Genomic DNA, 25,469 nt, shown 5'->3' on the forward strand with positions numbered 1-25,469 from the left:
GTCAGCCATCTGGTTTTAGAAGATGAAAGTGCTGATTTGGAAGATGCCATCAGTCAGTTAGCGCGTTTGGAAGACAGTAACGGAAAGATCCGTTTATGTTTAATGGATACACAACGTGATATCTCGTTTTTATTGCGTCACTTAAGAGAACCGGGTGCATCTCGTGAAACCTTATATGAGATATTGCGGGACTTGGAGACATTGATGTCGCATACGACATTTTTATTCGATAAGATAAATTTCTTAATGGATTCCACCCAGGGTTTTATCAATATTCAACAGGCACAGATCATCAAAACGTTCTCGATTGCCGCGGTGGTGTTTCTGCCACCAACATTGATTGCCAGTATTTACGGAATGAATTTTAAATATATGCCTGAGCTGGATTGGAGCTTCGGTTATCCATTTGCCATTGGTCTGATGGTGGCAGCAGGTATGGCGCCCTACCTTTATTTCAAACGTAAAGGCTGGTTATAGTATTTTCCAAAGGAGTCAGTCAGAAATGAGTCGACATTTTGATAAAGCAGAGGGATTGAGCGAACAGCATGATCCAGCGACACATGATTATGTGTTTAACCAAACGATGTTTCGCATTAAAGATCCAAAACGTACCCTGAAGTTTTATTCTGAAGTCATGGGCATGACACTGATCAAGCGGTTTGATTTTCCGGAAATGCAGTTCACCTTATATTTTATGGCGGCTATTTCACCGGAGCAGCGGCAGGATTGGTCTGACGATAATGATGAACGCATCAAACAGACCTTTGCACGTCCTGCTATGTTGGAATTAACCCATAACTGGGGTGATGAAGACAAAGATGAGGTTGTTTATCATAACGGTAATAGTGAACCCCGGGGTTTTGGCCATATCGGCTTCGCCGTGCCGGACATAGATTCTGCCTGCGCGCGCTTTGAGGAGTTTGGCGTTCCATTTGTCAAACGCCCCAATGATGGCAAGATGAAAGGTATCGCTTTTATTCAGGATCCTGATGGCTACTGGATAGAAATCTTTACCCCTGATCGTCAGCCGACTTTGTTGAAAGATCATCTTGCGTAAGTTCTTCGGTTTTAGTTGAGCCGCTTCCAAGTGGTGGGCTGGCAAAAACCTGAATTCTATCAGGCAGCCTTTTAGCTTCGTACATTGCCTCATCGGCATATCGGACAAGTTGCATGGCATTACTGCCATGCAATGGATATACCGCGATGCCGATACTGACGCCGATATTCAGGATTTTGCCATCCCCTTCATACGGCAGGCTCAGACATTCACAGATTTTTTCAGAAGTCTGCTGGGCATTGGCAACATGATGAATATTTTGCAGTAAAACAACAAATTCATCACCGCCAATACGACCGACAATATCTGCCCCACGTAAACATTGTCGAATACGGTTGGCAACCTGTTGCAGTAATAAGTCGCCGATAGCGTGTCCATGCCGATCATTGACCGGCTTAAATTTATCCAAATCCAGAAATAATACTGCCAGGGCCTGATTCTCACGCTCACTTAATACAATGGCTTGATTTAGATGCTCGGTAAAGCTGGCACGATTGGGGAGGCCGGTCAGGGTGTCATGATGTGCCATATGCGACATACGCTGCATCAGCAGTTTATGTTCAGTAATGTCTCTGGCAATTCCGGTGAAGGAATCCACCTCACCATTATTATCAAATAGCGGTGCGGTATTACTGCGATGCCAGCACCAATGACCATTAAAGTGCTGTATACGGTACTCAATACCACTGTGTTTTTGTCGACTGTGGCGTACTTGCTGCAAAAAAATGTGGCAGGCCGAGACATCATCGGGATGAACAAATTGATCAAAATTTCGACCAATAACGTCACTTAGTGGATGACCCAGAATCTCGGTCCAATTGGGTGATACATAAGTAAGCAAGCCATCCAGCGACAATGAATAGATGATGTCATTGGCATTTTCAACAAAGGCCCTGAACTTTGACTCGCTTTCGTTCAGAGCTGTCTCATAGCTTTTACGTTGCGTAATGTCATTGCCATAGCCGGTCCAGACAATGGTGCCATCAGCTTCTCGTATTGGAGTGTCATAGGCTTCTATCCAGATGATGTGACCATCTTTGAGGATCATGCGAAATTCACTATGCCAGGCACTGAGCGTTTCAACACATTGGATACTTTCATTGATTACCCGTTGATAGTCACCTGGATGAATCATTGTCAATAATACGCCGGCATCTTCAGCAACCTGTTGCTGGGTTACGCCAAATAAAGCTTCTAGTTGAGGGCTGGTATAGGTGTATTGGAATTTACCGTCAGGGGTTAAGCAAAGCTGATAAATAAATCCAGGCAGATAGGGTGAAACAGCACGTAAGTGATTGAGCAATTCATTACCCGTTAGAGCAGAATGACCGTGCTGACTGTCAGGTGGAGAGTGCATCATGCCTTGTTAACACCATTTATTTTTAATTCAATAATAGGCTGATGTATTTATCGCTTCAAGTATTTATATGGCATAGCACACATAGATTCAGCAATTCCAGGCTGCAGGAGGCTCACTTTTCAAATGGTCTATAAATACTCTGGTGCGTCTTGATAAGTTTCCATAGGGATACATTAACCAGATCGGTAAACTGGGAGCTTGCCAGTCCTGCAGACAACGTTGCAATTTGACGTTCTGCTGACTGATGCCTAACTCAGCTAACCAGTTCGGATAAAGCCCCAACCCTTTACCCCGAGCAATGGCATCAGCCTGCATAACGAATTGATCGGCAGAGATCTGGGATTGCTGGGGAGGTAATTGAAATGGTTTTTCGTCAGGATGTTTCAATTGAATATTTTGTGTCGAGTGCTCCAGGGTATCAATCCACTTGTGTTCACACAGTTGACGCGGGTGATGGATTTCTTCGGCCTGTTGCAAATATTCCGGACTGGCGTAAATACCTTGTGAAAGCTGACCCAGACATTCATGGCGAAGGCCATTCTCTGTAACAGGACCCAGCCACAAAATGACTGACTCACCGATGGTGGCCTGAGGCAGATTGAATCCGGTGCGCATTTTAAGATGCAATTTTGGATGTTGCGTCATCAGCATTTCTACTTTCTCGCTAAGCCAGCGGCAGCTGAAAGCATTATGAAAGGTAAAATTAAGCGTTCCACTTACCTCAAGCTGCAAAGCATCCAGTGCTAACTGACTTTGCTGGGCAAGATCGATAAATTGCTGACAATACTCGGCAAATATCTGGCCTGCCTGAGTGGGTATAAGTCGATTGGATTCCCGCCGAAGTAATTGCTGACCAACCCGTTGTTCCAGCTGGCTGATACGTCTACTTAAAGTGGATTTAGGGATATCTAACTGTTCTGCGGTAAACGTTAGACTGCCGGATCGAATGATCTCAACAAAGGCTGTCACCGCTCTCATATCTGGCAAAGCTGCACGATCATTCATATGTAAGCCTGTTCAGATTTTTGCAACCAAGTGTTTATGATTCAATACTTTTCATTATAAATAATAAGCATTATCATTTGCATTAAGAGCTTTGGAGTGTAGTTGATAAAGTGAATAATCGCCAGGGCTTGTTAATCTTTCATCTCGTCGCTGTTGTGAGCAGAAAGATCAAGCGCCAGGCTAATGCGTGATTCACTTGGTTTAAGCATAAAGGGAGCATGGTTAAGAAAGCATTAACACTAATGTCTGTTAATCTTTCATAGCCGCCTCTGAAAGATCAACAGACCCAAGGCGCCTTATCGAAACGTTTGAATTGTTCCCCGATTTATTGTTTGTTTGCCCTTTCCCGATGTTACTGCAAAGTGCATCGGGTTTTTTTTGTCTCTAAATCGTAGTGGGTACTTTATTCATCTCTTTTTCATAATTGTCGTTAAGTTACTAAAAACGGTAAAGCAGTGATGAAAAAGCAAGAGCATATAATTTCATCAGCTGGGTGTTTTCAGATCATCGTTATGGATTTCGCCTTTGTCATTGAGCATATCGTCATGCTCCTGCATTTTCCATGGCAAAATGCCTGGCGAGATATGAATGAAATGCATGTATTTTTCGAACTGATTTAGAATGTCATCAATGACTTCCTGCTGATCAAAGCTAAACACATCATAGGCCGCGCCACCTCTTCGCATAAAGACTTCTGCACGATAATAACGCTTATCACCATCCTCAGCTCTTGCCATCTGTGGATAAGCAAAGGTGGGCATGGCATAGCCACGCATACGAATTTCATAAATGAAATCCAGTTCTTCTTCTCGGACCACTTCTATATAGGCACGATGCTGAGTGTCATCGAAAAAAACATTAACCGGCCAGCCTTTCTCCTGCAAGACCATCTCAACTTTCTGCATTGCAGGATGAGCAGTCGTTTTAATAAAGTCAGCTACCTGCTGATAATCCGGATAATGAATTAAACCTGCTAAACGTTTTTTCCAATTACCGGGTTTGTGTTGCGAGCTATGCATAAAGGCTGACAAACTGGCTTCACGATGACCTTCAATCGCTAAGGCGCGCCACATTCCAATGGCTGCCAGCACCATAATGATGGCAAACGGCAGGGCACTGGTAATACTCATCGTTTGCAAAGCACTTAAGCCACCGGCAATTAATAATGCAGCTGCTACCAGACCTTCCAGAGCTGCCCAGAAAACCCGCTGCCAGACTGGCGTATTACTGGAACCACCAGACGCTAATGAATCAATGACCAGCGAGCCGGAGTCGGAAGAGGTAACAAAGAACGTCATAATCAGAATAACAGTAATAAATGACACTATTGATGTTAGAGGCAAGCGTTCATATAACTTGAACAAGGCAATAGCGGTGTCATTCTGCACCTCAGTAATTAATGCGGTATACCCCTGATTCATAATCATATTGAGGGCAGTATCCCCAAAAATGGAAAACCAGATAAAGGTGAAAATGGTCGGCACCAGCAACACACCGAAAACAAACTGTCGAATGGTGCGACCTCGACTTATTTTGGCAATAAATAGTCCGACAAACGGCGCCCAGGCAATGGTCCAACCAAAGATAAACAAGGTCCAGTTACCGATCCAGTCGCTACGGGAATAAGCCTGCAGATTAAAGGTTCGCTCTACAATATTGTTCAGGTAACTGCCGGTATTTTGTAAAAAAGTTTCCAGGATGAATATGCTTGGACCGGCAAAAAACACAAACAGCATTAACGCTACAGCCAGAATCATATTGAGGATGGATAAACGTTTAACACCCTTATCGAGTCCAGCCACCACAGACAGAATAGCCAGTAAAGTGATTACGGCTATAGTCACCACCTGAACAAAAGTACTGACCGGGATATTGGGCCATAAATAATTCATACCGGCATTTATCTGGGCTACTGACAGGCCGAGCGTTGTGGCGATGCCGAATAAGGTCCCTAAGATAGCAATAACATCCACGGTATGGCCGATGGGACCATAAATTCGATCGCCGATAAGCGGGTAAAGGGCAGAGCGCATTGATAACGGCAAGCCATGGCGAAAGGCAAAATAAGCTAAAACCAAACCGGTCAGACCGTAAATCGCCCAGATATGAAAACCCCAATGAAAAAAAGCAATTTGCATGGCTTGTTTAGCCGCATCAACCGTTTCGGGGGCTCCTTGGGGTGGAGAGGCATAATGTAATACCGGTTCGGCCACTCCGAAAAATAGCAAAGCAATGCCGTAGCCAGCTGAAAACAGCATCGCAAACCACGCAGGGAAGCTGTATTGCGGTTCGGCATGATCGGGGCCTAATTTGGTTTTGCCCCAACTGGAGATGGCTACGGTTACAATAAAAACCAGAAAGAAAGCCACAGCCAGCATGTAAAACCAGCCAAAGGTTTTGGTCAGATAACTGAGTGTGGCAGCAAAGGCTTCGCCAGCTAATTCTGGATTGCTGATTGTGCCTATTACTAACAATAACGTGATAATAACGGCAGGAAAAAAAACAGGAACCAGAATAGTAGATGGGATCTTTGAATCAGCTTGCATGCTCAAACTCCGATTTTGATTCAGACGAATCAGTAGCGTCATGCAATATTAACGTGAATGGTTTGGCCTGATGCTGACAATGCGAAGTGAGAGATAGACGCTTACATCATCGGCATATTGCATGCCGGGTGGTATTGCAGAAAAAATCACCGTACAAACCGAGTACAGTTTGTACGGTGAGGTATTCGTCTAGCCTTTAGGGCCGAGAAAGAACCAAATGATAAGGCCTACCACAGGGAATAATAGCAATATCAAAATCCATAACACTTTGGCTAAGGTACCGGCACCACTTTTCGCTACTTTGAGAATGGCCCAAATAACAATAATCAGCCAGATTAAACCTAATATGCCACCGACTTCTAGATCCATTTTGTCGCTCCTTTGCTAGTTCAGATAAAATTTTAATTCCGTCTTAGCATAACGATAAATCACTTGTTAAACCAACTCTTTTCATGGCGTTGCCGGTGCAATCACTTCGCCGGAGTATGCTTTTAGGCCACCACCCAATGCCTTATAAAGTGTTAACTGGTTACGTAAACGTGCCAGACGGGTATCAATTTGAGCTAACTGGGCATCGATATGACTGCGCTGCGCATCCAATACTTCCAGATAGCTGTCCACCCCGGCATCGTAACGGATTTGAGCTAATTCCAGGCTTCGATTGGTTGCTTTTGTTAAATCCTGCTGAGCATTTAACTGAGCATCCAGGGTTTCTCTTGCCTGCATTTCATCAAGCACCTCTTTGAATGCCCGCTGAATGGTTTCCTGATAACGGGCAATATTGATGTCTTTTTCTAACTCAGCGACATCCAGGTTTGCATCATTCACGCCCCAATCAAGTAATGGAACGGATAGCTGTGGAGAAATTTGCCACAGACGATTGCCGCTATCACTCAGATCAGAAGGGGTTGAGCCACCGATACCAATAGCGGTTGTCAAACTGATACGTGGAAAAAATGCTGCTCTTGCCGCACCAATATTGGCATTGGCAGCTTTAATCTGATGTTCGGCCTGCATTACATCCGGTCTGGCCAATAACACTTCAGAAGACAAATTCACCGGTAAGTCTTGTAATAACGGATCATCATCTTCCCAATCGGCCTGCCAATGCTGAGGATCCAGTCTCTGTCCAACTAACAACTCCAACGCGGTAAAGTTTTGATTGGCTTGCTGCTGAAAACTTGACTCGGCAATACGTGCTTCATGTAATGCTGTTTCAGCTTGTCTCAGCGCAAGTTCTGAAGCCAGACCTGACTCAAAGCGTTTATTGATAAGTTCATAACTTTCTTCCCGGGCTTCACGTGTGGAGCTGGAAAACTCCAGCTGGGCAACGGTTGCCTGCCAGCTGAACCAGGCATCGGCTACTTCGGAAACCAATGTCAGCTGAATACTTCTACGACTGGCCTCACTGGCAAGAAACTGTTCCAGAGCGGCTTGCTGCAAACTGTCAATTCGGCCAAAAAAGTCTATTTCCCAGGTCGAGATTCCAACACCAATCTGGTATTCCTCATAAATTCCACCGCCGCCAATTGTCTGACTGCCGGAGCTAACGCCTTCAGGTACGCGTTGACGGGTAGCGCTTGCAGTGCCATCAACTGCCGGCAACAGTTCGGCGCGTTGAATTTTGTACTGCGCGCGCAATTGCTCTACCTGCAACACCGTGGCCCGAAGATTCCGATTATTTTCCAGTGACAAAGCAATCAGTTGTTGCAACTGCTCATCTTGGTAAAATTCCTGCCAGCCAGTATCAGCAGCTAACGAAGCATTAACGAAGTCATCACTGTTTTCCAGCATCACTGGATTCGCAGGACGTTGATAATCGGGAATCATCGAGCAGGCACTGAGCACTGCCGATAATGTCATTATAGAAATCAGTTTCAATTTGGCATTCATGCCGATTCTCCTTGAGAAACCTGCTGTTTGGCAGGTGTTTTACCAGTAATTTTTTGGGCCAGTGTAAAGATCACTACAAAGAACACAGGAATAAAGAATATTGCCAGGCTGGTTGCTGCCAGCATGCCGCCGAATACGCCGGTACCAATCGCATTTTGGGCACCACTGCCAGCACCACTTGCTAGCATCAGCGGGGTCACACCCAACATGAAGGTAAGCGCTGTCATGGCAATTGGGCGCAGCCGCATTCTGATGGCTTCCAGTGTCGCCTCCGATAGCGACTTGCCCTCTTCATAAAGGGATTTAGCAAATTCAACGATTAAAATGGCATTTCGGGCCGATAAACCTATAGTGGTTAACAGGCCAACCTGAAAGTAGATGTCATTGGACATTTCTCTGCTTAAGGCAAACAGCACGGCGCCAAGCACACCGAGCGGAACCACCAGCATCACAGAGAAAGGTACCGACCAGCTTTCATATAATGCCGCTAAAAACAGGAATACCACCAGGATCGATAACGCATACAAAAGCGGTGCCTGCGCCCCGGAAGCACGTTCCTGTAAAGACAGGGCTGTCCATTCATAGCCAAAGCCCTCAGGTAATTGATCAACCAGTTCTTCCATGGCCTGCATGGCTTCACCTGAGCTTAATCCAGCGGCAGCTTGTCCCTGAATATTCATTGCAGGAACACCATTGTAGCGTTCAAGGCGTGGTGATCCGTATATCCATCGTGAATCACTGATGGCTGATAATGGCACCATCTCTCCACTACTGTTTCGTACATACCAGTCACCTACATCTTCGGGCATCATGCGAAACGGGGCATCACCCTGCACATAGACTCTTTTGACACGACCTTTGTCGATAAAATCGTTTACATAGGTGGAACCCCAGGCTGTTCCGAAGGTGCTGTTGATATCATCCAGAGAGACACCAAAAGCCATGGCTTTTTGGTGATTAATATCAATTTTGAATTGTGGTCGATCCTGCAAGCCACTATGTCTTACCTGATTTAGACGGGGATCCTGATTAGCCTGCATTAACAGGGTGTCACGGGCTTTGACCAATTCTTCATGACCCATGCCACCTAAATCCTGCAACATCATATTAAAGCCACTGGCATTACCCAGCTCACGAATTGGAGGAGGGGCAATGGCAAAAGCCACCGCATCTTTAAACTGACTGAAATAGCCCGAAGCACGATTGGCTATTGCCTGAGCACTTTGTTCAGGAGCTGTGCGCTGATCCCAGCTTTTTAAATTGACAAAAATCAGACCACTATTCTGGCCGCGACCACTGAAGCTGTAGCCGATAACAGAAAACACCGATTCAACATTATCCCCTTCCTGTTCAAGATAATAATCTTCAATTCGATTCATCACTTCAATAGAACGCTGTTTCGAGGCGTTGACCGGTAACTGCATTTCGGTAAATAAAATGCCCTGGTCTTCATCCGGGAAAAAGGACGAAGGCAACTGGGTAAATAAATAGGCCAGACCTGCCACAATCAAGAGATAAATCAGCATTACGCGTGCAGAACGTTTGATCAGATAGCCAACGGCACTCTGAGTTCCCTTGCTGGTTTTTTCAAAACTGCGATTAAACCAGCCAAAAAAGCCACGTTTTTTGGCTGGGTCATGTTTTGCATCTTTCAGTAACGACGCGCACAAAGCTGGGGTAAGCGTTAACGCGATAAGCAGCGAGAGTGCCATTGCCGAAACAACAGTAATGGAAAATTGCCGATAAATGACCCCTGTTGATCCCGGGAAAAAAGCCATGGGTATAAAAACAGCCGAAACGGTTAATACGATACCGATCAACGCACCGGTAATTTGGTCCATGGATTTACGGGTGGCTTCTTTGGGTGATAAACCATCTTCATGGATGACCCGTTCGACGTTTTCTACCACGACAATTGCATCATCGACCAACAGTCCGATGGCCAGTACCATGGCAAACATGGTCAGCATATTAATGGAAAAACCAAATGCGAAAAGGATGCCAAACGTTCCTAAAATAACCACTGGAACAGCAATTGCCGGGATCAGCGTGGCACGAAAATTCTGTAAGAACAGATACATGACCAGGAATACCAGAATCATGGCTTCCACCAGTGTTTTGACTACTCCTTCAATGGATATTTTGACAAAAGGGGTGGTGTCATAGGGGTATGTGACTTCCAGACCTTCAGGGAAAAACGGTTCAAGTTCCGATATTCGTTCGCGGATCATCTGAGCGGTTTCCAGTGCGTTTGCACCGGATGCTAGCGTAATACCCAGACCGGCTGCAGACTGTTTGTTGTACTCGGTTTCAAATTGAAAATTTTCACCACCCAATGACACATTGGCCACGTCTTTTATACGGATTTCCGAGCCATCCTGATCGACACGTAGCAGAATATTTTCAAATTCACTGACCGTTTCCATCCGGGTTTCAACCACGATGCTGGCGGCAATCTGCTGTCCTTCGACGGCTGGCGTTCCACCTATCTCGCCAGCTGCAATCTGGACGTTCTGCTCGCGAATCGCATTAACGACATCTTCGGTCGTTAATTTATAGTTGGCCAGACTGTTGGCATTTAGCCATATCCGCATCGCATATTGCGAACCGAACAAGTTAATTTGCCCAACACCATTGACCCGGCTGACAGGGTCCTGAATATTGGCCGCTACATAGTCCGCAATATCATAGCGATCCATTTTTCCATTATTGGAAACAAAACCCATTACCATCAAAAAACCGGTACTGGATTTAGTGATCCGAATTCCTTGCTGCTGAACATCCTGAGGCAACAAAGGCATCGCAGCCTGCAGTTTATTCTGCACTTGAACCTGAGCAATATCCGGATCAGTATCTGCCTGGAAAGTGACCGTAATCTGGCCAACACCACTGGAATCACTGGTGGAGCTGATATATTGCAGATCATCCAGCCCTGTCAGGTTCTGCTCAATCACCTGAATAACCGAATCCTCCACCACTTTGGCTGAGGCGCCAGGGTAGGCAGTACGGATTTCAATCGCCGTAGGGGCAATACCTGGATATTGTGCTATCGGTAGCTGAAAAATCGACAGCAAGCCAGCCAGCATGATTAATATCGCAATAACCCATGCAAATATCGGATGATCAATAAAAAATCTTGCCATGATTACTCCTCAGCCTGCTGAAGAGAGTTTTCAGTATCAATCTCAATCTCCACGGCAGAATCGACGGCAATTTTTTGCAAACCTTCCACAACTACTTTTTCTCCACCGGAGAGTCCGTCTGAGACCAGCCAGTTATGATCAATGGACTGTCTGACTTCTATTGGACGTTGTTCAACAATATTTTCATCGTTTACCAGCATCACGCTTGCGGTACCTTCGCGAGAAAACATAACGGCTTTATGCGGAACCAGAATGGCATCAGGCATGGTTCCTTCATTAATTACTGTTTTTACATACATGCCCGGTAACAGCAAGCCTTCTGGATTGGGGAATTTGGCTCTCATCACCAGACTGCCAGTACTTTCGTTCACATTAACTTCAGAGAATTGCAGTTCCCCTTGATGTTGATAGGTTGAGCCATCTTCCAGCTTTAATTTAACTTGAGCTGCATCTTCTTCTGCGATTCTCCCGGAGAGTAATTGCCGGCGTAAACGAAGCACCTCTTTTGATGCTTGCGATATATCGACATAAATTGGATCGATCTGCGTGATGGTGGTTAAAGGTGACTCCTGCTGGGCTGTGACCAAGGCACCTTCGGTAATATTCGACCGTCCAATGCGACCATCTATAGGGGCATTTACCTTGGTATACCGTAAATTTATTTCAGCCGTTTGAATATTGGCCTGCGCCACGGCAACTTCTGCCTGAGCCTGTAAATACGCTGCCTGGGCATCGTCATAATCCTGTTGGCTGATCGCTTTGTTATCAATCAGCCCTTTAAATCGCTCAGCACGTGCTTTTGTTGATTGAATATTGGCCCGGGCACTGGCCAGTTCAGCTTTAGCCATCTGTAACGCGGCTTGAAAAGGGGCTTCATCGATTTGATACAACTGTTGACCGGATTTAACGTCAGCGCCTTCTTCAAACAGTCGGTTTTCAATAATGCCATTTACCTGTGGTCTGACTTCAGCCTGTCGAAAAGCTACCGTTCGTGCTGGCAATTCAGTTTTGATTGTGACGGTTTGTGGAATCAGGCTTACTACATCCACTTTTGGAGCAGCTTGCTGCGCATTTTGCGGGGAATCTTCAGAGTCGGAGGATTGGCATGCTGCCAGATTGAGCGACAATAAACTTATCAGCATCAATGTTTTAACAGATAAAAAATGGCGTGGCATGTACTACTCCTGATTGGATTGTCCGTCTGTATCGTTGTTCTGTAATGGCGAGCAGGCGATTGCATCCCAGCTGGCATCAATAATATTAGTCAGAGCCTCGTCATCGACTTTGATAACGTCGATTAAATGTTGGCGGGCGAGAAACAGATAAGGTTCAAAACTCAGACTGATCAGAATATCGTCGGATAAGTTTTTGATTTGTTGTGTTGCTCGTCCCTTTTCAAACAAATCCTTAAGCGGTTGAAGCCCATCCCAGGCATGACTGCGCTGGCTACGTAAAATATCCGGAGGCAGATGATCAAATTGTGCTTTGCTGTGCGTGATGCAGGGATTTTCAATGCAAAAGCGCCAGAGGTTGCAGCACATTCGTCGATATTGCTGTTTGAGGGGCTGATGTTGATCATGGCCCTCCAGTGTTGCTTTGATAAAGTTATCAATTATGTGGGTATTGAGCTCACGGATCAGTTCATCCCGATCTTTGAAATAAAGATAAATGGTGCCGGTGGCAACACCAGCCTCCTCGGCGAGTTGTTTAATCGAAAAACCATGAAAACCGAAGTTGGAGAGCAACTTTAAGGTGGCACAGAAAATAGCTTCACGTTTATCGGCAGTGCTTTTGGCTGGTGACATAGTTGACTTATTATGAATGAACGTTCATTCATAATATACATGAGCTAAGTTAAGGTAAAGTTAACGTAAGCAAATTTTTACAGGAAAGAGTCCTGAATAACTGATTCGGATGAGATTAACTGATCGTAAATAGGTTTTAAACGCTGTTTATCTGCTTCCACCAATGAAGATTGATCTGTACGCTGTTTCATCAGCTGTAAATGGCGGGATACTTCTTCTCCAAAGACTTCTGCTGAGATTTTATGTAAGGCCGCAAGTGCTTGCTGCAAGCGAAGTTGCACCTCTATCATGTTGGCACCATCACGTTCAATGGGCATAAAAATGTCATCCAGCAGATCACCAAGTTCCAATTCTGGCACCCGTACATGGCGATAGATTATATGCTCATCGGTATCAGCAAATTTATAGCCTTTCCAGGGTATGAGAATTCGAAATCCACGATTGATAACATCAATAGCGGTGCCGGGATCATTGACGGCAGGGGAAAGTGCCCGCGACGCTATTTCTGCTAAAACGGACAAGCCAAACCGTGGATCCTGATCAAATGACCGTTCATTACCTAATGTGACAGCTGAACAGAGTTTAGTAATCATTTCATCACTGGTCTCTGTATTTATCCAGACAATAGGCTTGGCTGGATGTACAAATTCACCTGGTAATGCCAGCACACCTATTTCAGCTTCATATTGTTTGGCATAATCATTTAAAGCACCAACATCAATATGTCGGACATAACCAATGCTATTGGCATAAATAGCATGGGCATTGTCAGGAATCTCATTTTTATCAATGAGTCTTTTTGCACCAAAAGTCGGATGTTGGATACGCTGAGTAATGGTATTGGCCGCAGCATTTTCGACCCGTTCGGTGGTTTCTCCTACGCGACCAAGTTGGGAGAGATGTTCAATCCAGCGCAGAATAGTAATGACAATCAAAACAATCACACCGATGGTCACGATAAATAAAATCAAGCGACCATTTTCACCATATTGATCGGTGCTCAAAGCAATGATGCCGACCAGACTATATAAGAAAGAACCAATAAATGTAGCTAAAACATTCTGAGTAGTGGTGTCCTGTTGCACCAGTTTCGTGGCACGAGGTGTTACGCTACTGCTTGCTGCAGTATAGGCCGATACCATTACACTTAATGAAAATGTGGTTACCGCTAACATGCTTGATGCCAGGATATCTAAAATCTGCCCGACTGAATCTGAACCGACGCTAAATGGAAGGGGATTCTCGATCATGTGCTGGGCTGGAATGGCAATCAGTGCCGTCACCACTGCGAGCAACGCAAAAAATGAAGCACGAACCCATAATGTGCGGGTGAGTTGTGAGAGTAACCATTGCCATTTGGAGAGCATGCAGGTGGATTTCCTTAAATAAACTTTATATCAGTTTGTCCGAGATTAGAGAATAAAATCACCTGACATAAAAAAACCACTACACCGCAAGGCGGTATAGTGGTTTCGATTCAATTATTTCAGGTACGGTTATGGAGAGAAAGAAGAACCGCAGCCACATGTAGTCGTGGCGTTAGGGTTACGGATCACAAATTGTGACCCTTCCACTCCATCGGTATAGTCAATTTCGGCACCTACCAGATATTGGTAACTTGCCGGATCAATTAATAAAGTCACACCGGATTTTTCGACTTCAGTATCACCTTCACTGACTTGTTCTTCAAATGTAAAACCATACTGAAACCCGGAGCAACCACCACCAGTAATAAATACGCGCAGTTTTAATTGATCATTACCTTCTTCGGCAATGAGTTCGCTGACTTTTGACGCAGCCGAATCGGTGAATAGAACTGGACTTGGCATTTCGCTCGTCATGATTTACTCCGTTGATATCTAAGATTGTTCATTTATTATCCAATTCTGACTAAAATAGTCAAGTATTAAGGACTCTTTATCTTTCTGCACTACCAATTATTGATGCCGTTTTTCAGTCACAATAGAGGTGGTTCTGAAATATCAACAGCCCTTAGGATTGTTGTTCAAGATTCAAATTGGGATCGGTTTGTGAATGTTCAAGGTTCAAATCGGTTTCTTCCGCTTCGCCGACATGAATCAATTGCCCGTTAACTTCACTGCCAACCGACATTTCCAGAAGTTTATAAAAAACGTTGCCATTGATACGCGCTTTATTGGCCAGTTCGATATGTTCAACTGCATATATATTGCCTTTGATTTCACCATTGATAATTTGAAAGGGCACTCGGACTTCGCCTTCTATGCGGCCTTTTTCACTCAGCGTCAATAATGCGGGCTCACCTTCATCAGCGGTAATATTGCCAGTGATTACACCATCTATTCGTAAACCACCGCTAAAGTGAATATCGCCTTTGAGATGGGTGTTTTCACCAATTAATGTGTCAATACGGGCGGCCTTACGCCGTTTATTTTTTTTACTGCTGAACATCAATTACCTCATTGCCCGACGGGTGTTTCTGTTTGCCAATTAAAGCTGCGTGAAATTAGTATTTTGTCTTTCTGGCGTAAACTGACGCTGATTTGTTCAGGATCTGGTATTTCACCAAGATTGAAGACACCCTCAATAATCTGAACATGACGGAGATTAAGTGGATGCTCGGTAATGTTGAGATCGATCGCTTTGGTCTCGTCGCCTTCACCTTCAGTATTTTGCAATCTGATAATCACCTCACCGGTAATTGGTTCGCTGATATTTTTACCTTGGGTAATGACCAGCCGATAGCGAACCTGATCTGAGTTCTCGGTTTCTGGCCGTAATTGCAAATCGCGGATTTGCAGTTCACTGGTACTGTTCCCTTGGGTAATATTTTGATAAAAAAGTAATTCTTTATTCAGTTCAATCACTTTCTTTTGCAGTTGTTGCAATCGATTCTGTAATTGCTGGGCTGTTGCCTTATGCATTGCCTGGACTTGTTCCTGGTTTTTCAGCAGTTCCGACTGTTGCATCAGCTCACTTTTCATTGCAGCAATCTGTTCCGTCATTTGTTGATTTTGTTCGATCAGCTGAGCTGTATTGCCGCTGTTACTATTAAACCAGTACCACTGGAGAAGCCCACTGACAACGATAGCTATTATTAACCAGACAACAAAGCGCAGCGGGCGCTTTGGTTTTATAACGTAACTATCGAGAGGTGAGCTCATTAGGGTAAGGTTGCTATGTGGTTAATGCCAAGACGCTCATCAAGACCGAACATGATATTCATATTTTGTATCGCCTGTCCTGATGCGCCTTTAACCAGATTATCAATAACCGATAACACCACAACAGTATCAGCATTTTCAGGTTGATGTACGGCTATTCTGCAAACATTGGCACCTCGTACACTCCTGGTTTCAGGATGAGAGCCTGCGGGCATCACGTCAACAAAGGGTTCATCAGCAAAACGTTGCTCAAATAAGCTTTGAAGATCAGTTGATTTGACCAGCTGGCTATACAAAGTGGCATGAATACCACGAATCATCGGTGTGAGATGAGGCACAAACGTCAGTCCCACTTCGGTGCCATGCATTTGATTCAGACCCTGACGGATTTCAGGTAAATGGCGATGTCCGGCAACGGCATAGGCCTTCATATTCTCACTGGCTTCAGTCAGCATAGTGCCAAAACTTGCTTTGCGTCCTGCGCCACTGACGCCTGATTTCGCATCGGCAATCAAATGTTTTGGATCAATCAGGCCAGCTTCCAGTAAAGGCATATAGCCTAACTGGACCGCAGTCGGATAACACCCGGCAACAGCCACTAACTGTGCTTCGCGAATGGCTTCACGATTAAGCTCTGGCAAACCATAAACGGCCAGTTCTGCCAAATGTGGACAGGTATGTGGCGTGTTATACCATTTCTCCCATAGCGGGATGTTTTTCAGCCGAAAGTCAGCCGATAAATCAATCACCCGAACCCCACGATCGATTAGCGATGGCACACTGGCCATGGCAACGGTATGAGGGGTGGCAAAGAAAACCACATCACAGGCCGCTAATGCATCATCATCAGGAACGGTAAAGCACAAATCAACATGGCCGCGAAGGTTAGGATATAAATCACTTACCGGCATACCAGCTTCGCTGCGTGATGTGATGATCTCCAGGGAAACCTGTGGATGAATGGCTAATAAACGAAGCAATTCCACTCCGGTATATCCCGTGCCACCGACAATTCCTACTTTAATCATACGTATTCTTTGTAATGAGTCAGGCTCCACATCATAAAAGAGCTGCGGCGAAATCTAAAGCTTTACCTGATTAAACTGCTGCTCTAATTCGTATTTGCGGTTAAGGAAAAACAGACTCGAATAAGGTGCCTTAGGCACAAACTGTAATTTATCAATGAAATAAACCGCAGGCTTATGACCAGTATTGTGTTGAAATAATTCAGCCAGAAGCGGAATAAGCTGCGGATCACCGAGATCCGTTTTAACAGTTTGTGACTTCAGGGTTAATGCCAGTTGAGCACCGGAAATCTGCCAAATAACCGAGAACGTGGCTGACTCTGGTCGGGATGGTTGGATAGGATTTATCTGCCAGCGTTGTTGCTGTCTTAAAAGTTGATAGCAATCGCATTGCATCACAGCATCACCCACGCTGTTACGAATAAACAGTCTCAACTGGGCGAGAATTTGTGCTTCAGTTAATGATGGATAGGCAAACTGTTGCAGACGTCCGAGTTCATCAATGACATAGATCTCAGTGGTTTCTGTCTTGCGATAGGCAAACAAGCTTACCGTCTGCTGTTGTTGATAGAGCAGCAGCGAATTGAGCAGATTGTCACTATCCAAGTAGCTATCGACGCGAGTTGGCAGGTAGTTTTTTTGTTCCTCAGCGAGAGCGTAGTGGAGGTCTTTTTCTGCTGCAAAATGTTTTATTTGCAGTTGATCATCCTGCCACTGTAGCTGAGATAGACGGTCTCCCAGCAACATCAGGTAACGGCCTTGCCCTGGATGATATTGATAATGGGTCAATACGGCGTCAAACAATTGCTGCAAACGGGTATTAATCGCCTGACCAAAAAAGCCTGTGGCACACCAGCATGAGATATGGCTACTCAGTTGTGTAGTTGGCTGCCATTTAAGTACCTGGCGGAGTGCTTCGGGTACCGCATTATCGCCGTCAAAACGGTAATGATGCCATTGCCCCCAACTGGTATGAATTAACAGATCCAGACTGCTGACCAGATTCTGTCTGTTTGAGGTATAGCTTAAGGGATCATTATTCAGACTGGCCATCTGTATCGGACCACTTTGCTGGATATCATTACCGGCCGTTTGCAGATTGGCAAACAACATTAAACGCTCCGCTTTGGCCGGTTGCAGAAATACTTCCTTGCTCACGACGCTCTGATGCATGGGTAATGCTGATTTCAACAAGTTCTGGGTCAGTTCAAGTACCAGATTAATATTTATCTGCTGTTTTTGATCGGCCACTCTTAACCAGCTACGAGTGGTCAGAATATGATTGCGAACGGCCCAAACCAGAAGATATGCCAGCGATTTATGCTGTTTCAGGCCAACCTGTTTCGCATCATTAAGCGGTATCGAGCTGAGTTTCCATTCCGATTGTTCAGTGAACCGGTAAAGGTACAGTTGCTCCGGCCCATCGGTCATTTGCAATGCAGTTGGTAGCTGTTCGATGACTGACTCAGTTGTGTAAAGCGATAAGGCGAGTGATTTTTCCAGTACATCCAGATCACTCGTCCTATCACTACCCAGATGCTGCTTGGCAAACTGCTGGAGAGCTAACAAAAATTCCTGTAGTTTGGGGCTAAGATTGGTCCACCATCGATGGCGTTGGGGATAATCCCAGGTCGAACGGCTATCTTCTTTTTTCAACGTATCAGCCGACCAGTTCCAGTCTTTGTAAATGCTATGCAGGCTATGACGGCGCCAGGCAAACTGGGGATGTTTTACCTGTTGGGATAAGCGTTCTCCAAACAAAGCATAATAAGCCTGCCTTGCAAGGAGTTGATCATCATCCGCTGCATTTCTTTCTATTTCGGCCAGTTTGAGACTGGCAGGTTCTACTTGCAGACTATCGGTTTCGCCATGCTCGACCTTTTCTTTATAGCGGTCAGACAAATGCACAATTTCAGGAAACAATCTCAACTGAGACTGTATAAAGAGTAAATCCAGTAATGCTGTTACATCGCCATCAATAGCTTTGCTAAACATCTGGCAGGCCTGATTAAACAGGTATTCTGGCTGAGGGGAGCGATCAAAACCAAAGTTCAGCAAACTGATTTGGGTTAATCCTCTCTGTGACAATAACCTCTCAGCAATTTGCAAATATGTCTGATGTTCTTCACTGGTAATTAGCCACCAAAGCGGCGCGCTACCGGCGACACACAGACCCTGTAAATAAAATGCTTCTCTTTCGGCACTTGAAATACTCTCGTTTCGGCACTGTGTTTCATCCAGTAATCGAAATCGCAACTCAATGCCCAATGTTGCCGCCCACTGAACAATACCTTCAACTTTGTTTTGCAGCACAGCCAGCTGATCAGGTTTTAAGGTGGCATGATGCACCAGCCATAGATCAAAGCTGGCGGGGTCAGGATAGCGAATTTGTCCGGCGGGATTGAGCAAATAAACACCACGTAATGCATAACGTCTTAACGCTTTGCGGCGATGGCTGAAATTTCGATTCAGATTGATAGCACTGTTGAGCGCTTCGCTATCAGGTTGATAATCCATAATGCCAGCCGGGCAGTCATCACTGACATAACCCGGCAGCAGTTTATGGTTGATATGAAATAATAATGGCAACAGGCGATAGAACATCGCCTGTTTGTGTGGCGCCAGCTCTATTAAACGGCTGATTCGGGCGCGGTTATGTGCCTGAAATACGCGTAGAGCCTGAGCGCGATCCACAAGTCACTCAAACTTAGTGGCGGAAATGCCGCATACCGGTAAATACCATTGCAATGCCATGTTCATCTGCTGCAACAATGACTTCGTCATCACGCATCGAACCACCGGGTTGGATTACCGCACTGATTCCTGCTTCTGCAGCAGCATCCAGACCATCACGGAACGGGAAGAAGGCATCGGATGCCATCACTGCGCCGGGAACAGTTAAACCGGCATCATTGGCTTTAATACCAGCAATGCGACTACTGACAACTCGGCTCATCTGGCCGGCACCAATTCCCACCGTCTGCTGATTTTTGGCATAAACAATCGCATTGGACTTCACAAATTTGGCTACACGCCAGGCAAATAGCAGATCAGCGAGTTGTTCTTGGGTAGGTTGCAGTTTAGTGACAACTTTTAATTCAGCCTCAGTGACAATCTGAATATCACGGTCCTGCACCAGTAATCCACCTGTCACACGTTTGAAATCAAAATCAGTGGCCGGAGTCGTTGGGAAATCACCACTGCAAAGCAAACGCACATTGGCTTTGCCAGCGACCACGGCTTTGGCGGCATCACTGATTTTTGGCGCGATAATCACTTCAACAAACTGACGTTCTATAATGGCTTGTGCCGTTTTTCCATCCAGTTCACGGTTAAAGGCGATGATGCCACCAAAAGCAGAAGTCGGATCGGTTTGATAGGCCAGATCATAGGCTGTCAGCAAATCTTCTGCTGTGGCGACACCGCAGGGATTGGCATGCTTGACGATGACACAGGCCGGTTTGTCATTAAACACTTTGACACATTCCAGTGCAGCATCGGTATCAGCAATGTTGTTATAGGACAATTCCTTGCCCTGTAACTGAACTGCAGCGCCGATGGAGCCTGATTCAGCCTGTTTTTCAACATAAAAAGCCGCTTTCTGATGCGGGTTTTCACCATAACGCATCGCCTGTTTAAGCTGAAACTGGCTATTGAATGTCCGTGGAAATGCCGCCTTGCTTTTATCGGCCTGAATAGTGCCAAGATAATTGGCAATCGCACCATCGTAATGGGCCGTGTGTTCAAAGGTTTTTAAGGCCAGATCAAAACGCGTGTGATCGTCGGTACCACCCTGCGATTGAAGCTGCTCAATCACTCGCGAGTAATCAACCGGATCAACAACAACCGTCACATCAGCATGATTTTTAGCTGCTGCACGCAACATGGTCGGGCCGCCAATATCAATATTTTCGATGGCGTCTTCCAGCGGGCAGTCTTCACGTGCCACGGTGGCTTCAAACGGATATAAATTCACCACGACCAAATCAATTGGTGCGATGTCATGTTGCTGCATGATGTTGTCATCCTTACCCCGACGGCCCAGCAGGCCACCATGAATTTTCGGATGCAGGGTTTTGATGCGGCCATCCATCATTTCCGGAAAACCGGTATGTTCGGAGACTTCTTTGACGTTAAGGCCGGCTTCGCTCAGTAATTTAGCAGTACCGCCGGTAGAGAGTAGTTCAACATTCAGATCTTGCAGTTGTTTGGCAAATTCAACAATGCCGGTTTTGTCAGAAACACTCAACAGTGCGCGTTTAATCGAGTTCATCAGGATTCCAGATTGGGATTCAGGCTTGGTTACAAGCCGTATTGCTTGAGTTTTTTTCGTAGCGTGCCGCGGTTAATGCCCAGAATTTCAGCAGCACGACTTTGATTACCTTGAGTGTGCGCCAAGGCCGCTTGTAACAGAGGTACTTCAACCTCGGTCATCAGCATTTCATATAAATTGGCAGGGGAGTGGCCGTCCAGTTGTTCAAAATAGGTTTTCAGTGCATTGGTGACACATTGATTTAAGGGCGCGTGTTGTTGTTCCGCGGTTACGCCCAGATCAATACAGTCAGCAAAGTCGTCGTTCAATGCTTTATTCATGCGGCCAGTGAATCCTTGTCAGCGAGTTGCGCAAAAAATGCATTTGTAAAAGCCAGCTGTTGTTCAGCTTTCTCCAGTGTATTCATCTGTTGGCGAAAGGCATTGCCATTGCGTAACCCTTTGCTGTACCAAGCAATATGCTTGCGTGCCATGCGCACACCGGAATATTCACCATAGAAATCGTACAGCGTGTTGAGGTGACAAATCAAGATTTGTTGCACTTCTGTTACAAAGGGTTCGGCTAAATGTTCACCGGTTTGCAGAAAATGATTTATCTGCTGGAATATCCAGGGATTGCCTTGGGCAGCGCGTCCAATCATCAAACCATCAGCACCGGTTTGCTGTAAAACTAACAAGGCTTTTTCCGGCGTTTCGATATCACCATTGGCAATGACAGGAATGCCGATGCGTGATTTGATTTCTGCAATGGTGTCGTATTCGGCATCACCTTTATAGGCATCGGCACGGGTTCGGCCATGTACTGCCAGAGCCTGAATCCCGGCGTCTTCGGCAATTCGGGCAATCCTGACGCCATTGCGGTTATCGCGATCCCAGCCGGTACGGATTTTTAATGTCACTGGAACATCAACGGCATTCACTACGGCTTCCAGGATATCGCCGACCAGCGTTTCATGTTGCAGCAATGCAGAACCGGCCATCACATTACAAACTTTTTTGGCCGGGCAACCCATATTGATATCAATAATATGAGCACCTTCCTCCACATTATGTCGGGCTGCTTCAGCCATCATCTGTGGATCGGCACCGGCAATCTGTACGCTGCGTGGTTCTGGTTCACCTTCATGGTTGGCCCGTAACAGTGATTTTTTACTGGCCCATAACGCTTTATTGGCAGTGATCATTTCAGACACAGCCATTCCAGCGCCGAGTTTCCGACACAATTGGCGAAACGGACGATCGGTGACCCCGGCCATCGGTGCCAGAAAAAGATTGTTCGGTAAGGTGTAAGGACCGATAGAAAGCGCTTTATCAGTCATGACGAATTCCACTCAAACGCACCCATTCTTCCAGAACAACCGCTTTATTCATCTCAAACTCGGACTGGTAATGCTGACTGACGGTATCGGCCTGCACATCCAGAATTCCAGATAACACCAGTTGTGTGTCAGGTCGGGTTAATTCAATAAAGCGTGGCATCAGTTCCATTAAAGGACCCGCCAGAATATTGGCCAGCAGTAAATCACATTTAACCGTTGGGCAATGCTGCGGCAGATAGGTCTCGATGATCACACCATTACGTTGTGCGTTGGCCTGAGTTGCTTCCAATGCCTGTGGATCAGTATCAACACCAATAACTTTATCAGCTCCCAGCAGGGCGGCAGCTATCGCCAGGATGCCACTGCCACAACCATAATCAATCACTGTTTTACCGGTTAAGTCGACCTTATCCAGCCATTGCAAACATAAAGCAGTTGTCGGATGTGTTCCAGTACCGAAGGCGAGACCCGGATCCAGCAGAATATTGACGGCATCAGGCTGTGGCGGCTCATGCCAGCTGGGCACGATCCACAATTTCTTACCGAAACAGATGGGTTTGAAATTCTCCATCCATTCGCGTTCCCAATCTTTATCTTCCACCGCTTCGATTCGATGGTCAGGCAACTCGCCAATCTGGGAACGAAGGGCAGTCAACAGCGCTTCTGTGTCTGTCTCGGCATCAAACAGGGCAATGACCGACGTTGCAGACCATAATGGTGTTTCGCCAATAGCCGGTTCATAGATCGGCTGATCAGCATTATCCTGAAAGGTCACAGCGGCTGCACCGCATTCAGACAGAGCATCGGATAATGACTCTGCCTGCTGCGGTGAGCTGGTAAAAATAAGTTGGATCCAGGCCATAACGAACGGACTTAAAGTCCGAGTTTCTTTTCAAGATAGTGGATATTGGTGCCACCAGTCTGGAAATGCGTGTCATCCATGATGTCACGTTGCAGTTCTACGTTGGTTTTAATGCCTTCAATACCAATTTCTTTCAATGCGGTACGCATACGGGCAATCGCTGATTCACGGGTATTGCCATAAGCAATCAGTTTACCAATCAATGAATCATAGTTAGGTGGGACCTTGTAACCACTGTACAGATGGGAATCCATACGAATACCGGCCCCGCCCGGAGCATGATAGTGGGTAACCAGACCAGGACTGGGCATAAATGTGCGTGGATCTTCTGCATTAATCCGGCATTCGATAGCATGTCCACGGATCGTGATCTCTTCCTGAGTGAACGATAATGGCATCCCAGAAGCAATACGAATCTGTTCGGCAACCAAATCAATACCGGTGACCCGTTCGGTGACCGGATGTTCTACCTGGATGCGGGTGTTCATCTCAATGAAATAGAATTCACCGTCCTGATAGAGAAATTCAAAAGTACCCGCACCACGATAACCAATGCGAACACAGGCATCGGCACAGACTTTCCCCATGCGAGCACGCATTTCAGGGGTGATTCCTGGAGCCGGTGCCTCTTCGACGACTTTCTGATGACGACGCTGCATCGAGCAGTCACGTTCACCTAAATGCACTGCATTGCCATGCTCATCGGCCAACACCTGGAATTCGATATGACGTGGGTTTTCCAGGAATTTTTCCATGTAAACCATATCATTGCTAAAAGCAGATTTTGCTTCACTCTTGGTCAGGGAAATAGCATTGAGCAGATGCGCTTCACTATGCACTTCACGCATACCACGTCCACCACCACCGCCGGCGGCTTTGATGATAATCGGATAACCAATTTCACGTGCCAGGCGCAGATTGGTCGGGTCATCGTTACCGAGCGGGCCATCTGAACCTGGAACACAAGGTACGCCAGCCGCTTTCATCGCTTTGATGGCTTCAACCTTGTCACCCATCATACGAATGGTTTCAGAACGCGGGCCGATAAAAATAAAGCCGCTTTGTTCAACGCGCTCAGCAAAGTCTGCATTTTCAGACAAAAAGCCATAACCGGGATGAATAGCTGTCGCATCGGTAATCTCGGCGGCACTGATCAACGCGGGTACATTCAGGTAGCTAAGATTTGATGCTGCTGGACCAATACAGACGCTTTCATCAGCCAGTAATACATGTTTCAAATCACGATCCACATCAGAGTGAACAGCAACGGTTTTAATGCCTAATTCCCAGCATGCTCTGAGAATACGCAAAGCAATCTCGCCACGATTAGCGATGACAATTTTATCAATCATGTTGTTTTATCCGCAGTTTTTGGTTTGCCATAACAGCCGAAGCTGTCAGCAAAATTATTCGATAACGATCAATGGTTCGTCATACTCAACCGGGTGACCATCTTCAACCAGGATGGCTTTAACGGTACCGCTGCGATCCGCTTCAATCTGATTGAACATTTTCATCGCTTCAATGATACAAATTACATCACCGGTGGATACCTGCTGACCCACTTCTACAAAAGCAGCCGCATCGGGTGAGGGAGAACCGTAAAATGTGCCAACCATTGGCGAGCGTACAGCATTGGCTTCGTTAGATGATTTTGTTGCCGCTGCTGCCGTCGCAGTGGTTGCCGCTTCACTGGCAAATGACGGTGTGCTGGGTGCGGCAGGTGCCGGTTGAGGTGCAGCAAAATATTGTTGTTGTGGATAAGCAGAGCTGGCGCGGCTGATACGAACAGATTCTTCACCTTCAGAAATTTCGATTTCAGCAACATCCGATTCCTGAATCAAATCAATCAATTTTTTTATTTTACGAATATCCATGATTAAGCCTTAAGGGTTGAGTTGTTTAGTGGCAGCTTGTAATGCCAATTCATATCCCTGAGCACCGAGACCGCAAATTACGCCAACAGCCAAATCTGAAAAGTAGGATTGTTGCCGGAATGCTTCACGACGATGCACATTGGAAAGATGTATTTCTATAAA

The 25,469-nt window shown here is 45.8% G+C and carries 23 protein-coding genes; 2 read left to right on the forward strand and 21 right to left on the reverse strand.

From position 1 onward, the window contains the following. A partial coding sequence (locus tag B3M51_RS04245) for a CorA family divalent cation transporter (protein ID WP_292757046.1) occupies nt 1-477 on the forward strand: 477 nt, incomplete at its 5' end. Between the two features lie 25 nt (nt 478-502). Next, nucleotides 503-1,057, forward strand: coding sequence for a lactoylglutathione lyase (gene gloA, locus B3M51_RS04250; RefSeq protein ID WP_292482813.1), 555 nt, complete (start codon nt 503-505; stop codon nt 1,055-1,057). Here the strand turns inward: gloA and B3M51_RS04255 are convergent. The 21 genes from B3M51_RS04255 to B3M51_RS04355 form a co-directional block, all read right to left on the reverse strand. After that, entirely contained in the window at nt 1,011-2,417 is a 1,407-nt protein-coding gene (locus B3M51_RS04255; protein ID WP_292757047.1) for a diguanylate cyclase domain-containing protein, read from the reverse strand. The two genes, gloA and B3M51_RS04255, sit on opposite strands and share 47 nt — an antisense overlap. A gap of 87 nt (nt 2,418-2,504) precedes the next feature. Further along, a complete protein-coding gene (locus B3M51_RS04260; RefSeq protein WP_292757049.1) occupies nt 2,505-3,422 on the reverse strand; it encodes a LysR family transcriptional regulator in 918 nt (305 codons plus the stop codon). 485 nt (nt 3,423-3,907) lie between these two features. Then, nucleotides 3,908-5,968 carry a BCCT family transporter gene (locus B3M51_RS04265; RefSeq protein WP_292757051.1) on the reverse strand — a complete coding sequence of 687 codons (2,061 nt, stop codon included), beginning with the start codon at nt 5,966-5,968 and terminating at the stop codon, nt 3,908-3,910. Between the two features lie 189 nt (nt 5,969-6,157). Then, nucleotides 6,158-6,337 carry a PLDc N-terminal domain-containing protein gene (locus B3M51_RS04270; protein ID WP_292482804.1) on the reverse strand — a complete coding sequence of 60 codons (180 nt, stop codon included), beginning with the start codon at nt 6,335-6,337 and terminating at the stop codon, nt 6,158-6,160. 81 nt (nt 6,338-6,418) lie between these two features. After that, nucleotides 6,419-7,861: an efflux transporter outer membrane subunit gene (locus tag B3M51_RS04275; protein WP_292757053.1), complete on the reverse strand. Its 1,443-nt coding sequence runs from the start codon at nt 7,859-7,861 to the stop codon at nt 6,419-6,421. Further along, complete coding sequence (locus tag B3M51_RS04280; protein WP_292757055.1) at nt 7,858-11,004, reverse strand: efflux RND transporter permease subunit; 3,147 nt, start codon at nt 11,002-11,004, stop codon at nt 7,858-7,860. The genes B3M51_RS04275 and B3M51_RS04280 overlap by 4 nt, the downstream gene beginning before the upstream one ends. A gap of 2 nt (nt 11,005-11,006) precedes the next feature. After that, nucleotides 11,007-12,179 carry an efflux RND transporter periplasmic adaptor subunit gene (locus B3M51_RS04285; protein ID WP_292757057.1) on the reverse strand — a complete coding sequence of 391 codons (1,173 nt, stop codon included), beginning with the start codon at nt 12,177-12,179 and terminating at the stop codon, nt 11,007-11,009. A 3-nt stretch (nt 12,180-12,182) separates the two neighbouring features. Then, nucleotides 12,183-12,809 (reverse strand): TetR/AcrR family transcriptional regulator, encoded by a 627-nt coding sequence (locus B3M51_RS04290; RefSeq protein ID WP_292757059.1) that lies wholly within the window; start codon nt 12,807-12,809, stop codon nt 12,183-12,185. A gap of 77 nt (nt 12,810-12,886) precedes the next feature. Continuing rightward, complete coding sequence (locus B3M51_RS04295) at nt 12,887-14,176, reverse strand: DUF2254 domain-containing protein (RefSeq protein ID WP_292757062.1); 1,290 nt, start codon at nt 14,174-14,176, stop codon at nt 12,887-12,889. 129 nt (nt 14,177-14,305) lie between these two features. Further along, nucleotides 14,306-14,650 (reverse strand): iron-sulfur cluster insertion protein ErpA, encoded by a 345-nt coding sequence (erpA, locus tag B3M51_RS04300; protein ID WP_292482793.1) that lies wholly within the window; start codon nt 14,648-14,650, stop codon nt 14,306-14,308. A 151-nt stretch (nt 14,651-14,801) separates the two neighbouring features. After that, nucleotides 14,802-15,239, reverse strand: a complete 438-nt coding sequence (locus B3M51_RS04305) for a bactofilin family protein (RefSeq protein WP_292757064.1) — start codon at nt 15,237-15,239, stop codon at nt 14,802-14,804. Nucleotides 15,240-15,247: 8 nt separating this feature from the next. Continuing rightward, on the reverse strand, nt 15,248-15,952 hold the full coding sequence (locus B3M51_RS04310; RefSeq protein WP_292757066.1) for a DUF6776 family protein: 705 nt from the start codon (nt 15,950-15,952) through the stop codon (nt 15,248-15,250). After that, the gene (gene argC / locus B3M51_RS04315; protein ID WP_292757068.1) at nt 15,952-16,980 is read right to left on the reverse strand and encodes an N-acetyl-gamma-glutamyl-phosphate reductase; all 1,029 of its coding nucleotides are present in this window, start codon (nt 16,978-16,980) and stop codon (nt 15,952-15,954) included. The genes B3M51_RS04310 and argC overlap by 1 nt, the downstream gene beginning before the upstream one ends. A gap of 54 nt (nt 16,981-17,034) precedes the next feature. Further along, the gene (locus B3M51_RS04320) at nt 17,035-19,671 is read right to left on the reverse strand and encodes a class I adenylate cyclase (protein WP_292757070.1); all 2,637 of its coding nucleotides are present in this window, start codon (nt 19,669-19,671) and stop codon (nt 17,035-17,037) included. Nucleotides 19,672-19,684: 13 nt separating this feature from the next. After that, nucleotides 19,685-21,250 carry a bifunctional phosphoribosylaminoimidazolecarboxamide formyltransferase/IMP cyclohydrolase gene (gene purH / locus B3M51_RS04325; protein WP_292757072.1) on the reverse strand — a complete coding sequence of 522 codons (1,566 nt, stop codon included), beginning with the start codon at nt 21,248-21,250 and terminating at the stop codon, nt 19,685-19,687. 29 nt (nt 21,251-21,279) lie between these two features. Next, nucleotides 21,280-21,570 carry a DNA-binding transcriptional regulator Fis gene (fis, locus tag B3M51_RS04330; protein ID WP_292482785.1) on the reverse strand — a complete coding sequence of 97 codons (291 nt, stop codon included), beginning with the start codon at nt 21,568-21,570 and terminating at the stop codon, nt 21,280-21,282. Continuing rightward, nucleotides 21,567-22,568 carry a tRNA dihydrouridine synthase DusB gene (dusB, locus tag B3M51_RS04335; RefSeq protein ID WP_292757074.1) on the reverse strand — a complete coding sequence of 334 codons (1,002 nt, stop codon included), beginning with the start codon at nt 22,566-22,568 and terminating at the stop codon, nt 21,567-21,569. Before dusB ends, fis begins: the two co-directional genes overlap by 4 nt. Further along, on the reverse strand, nt 22,561-23,430 hold the full coding sequence (prmA, locus tag B3M51_RS04340) for a 50S ribosomal protein L11 methyltransferase (protein ID WP_292757076.1): 870 nt from the start codon (nt 23,428-23,430) through the stop codon (nt 22,561-22,563). The genes dusB and prmA overlap by 8 nt, the downstream gene beginning before the upstream one ends. Before the next feature lie 11 nt (nt 23,431-23,441). Continuing rightward, nucleotides 23,442-24,782: an acetyl-CoA carboxylase biotin carboxylase subunit gene (gene accC / locus B3M51_RS04345; RefSeq protein ID WP_292482780.1), complete on the reverse strand. Its 1,341-nt coding sequence runs from the start codon at nt 24,780-24,782 to the stop codon at nt 23,442-23,444. 54 nt (nt 24,783-24,836) lie between these two features. Further along, on the reverse strand, nt 24,837-25,307 hold the full coding sequence (gene accB, locus B3M51_RS04350) for an acetyl-CoA carboxylase biotin carboxyl carrier protein (protein WP_292482778.1): 471 nt from the start codon (nt 25,305-25,307) through the stop codon (nt 24,837-24,839). Nucleotides 25,308-25,316: 9 nt separating this feature from the next. Next, nucleotides 25,317-25,469, reverse strand: a 153-nt coding sequence (locus B3M51_RS04355) for a type II 3-dehydroquinate dehydratase (protein ID WP_292757090.1), incomplete at its 5' end; no start/stop codon positions are given.

Source organism: Methylophaga sp. UBA2689 (assembly GCA_002354555.1).
Taxonomy (GTDB): domain Bacteria; phylum Pseudomonadota; class Gammaproteobacteria; order Nitrosococcales; family Methylophagaceae; genus Methylophaga.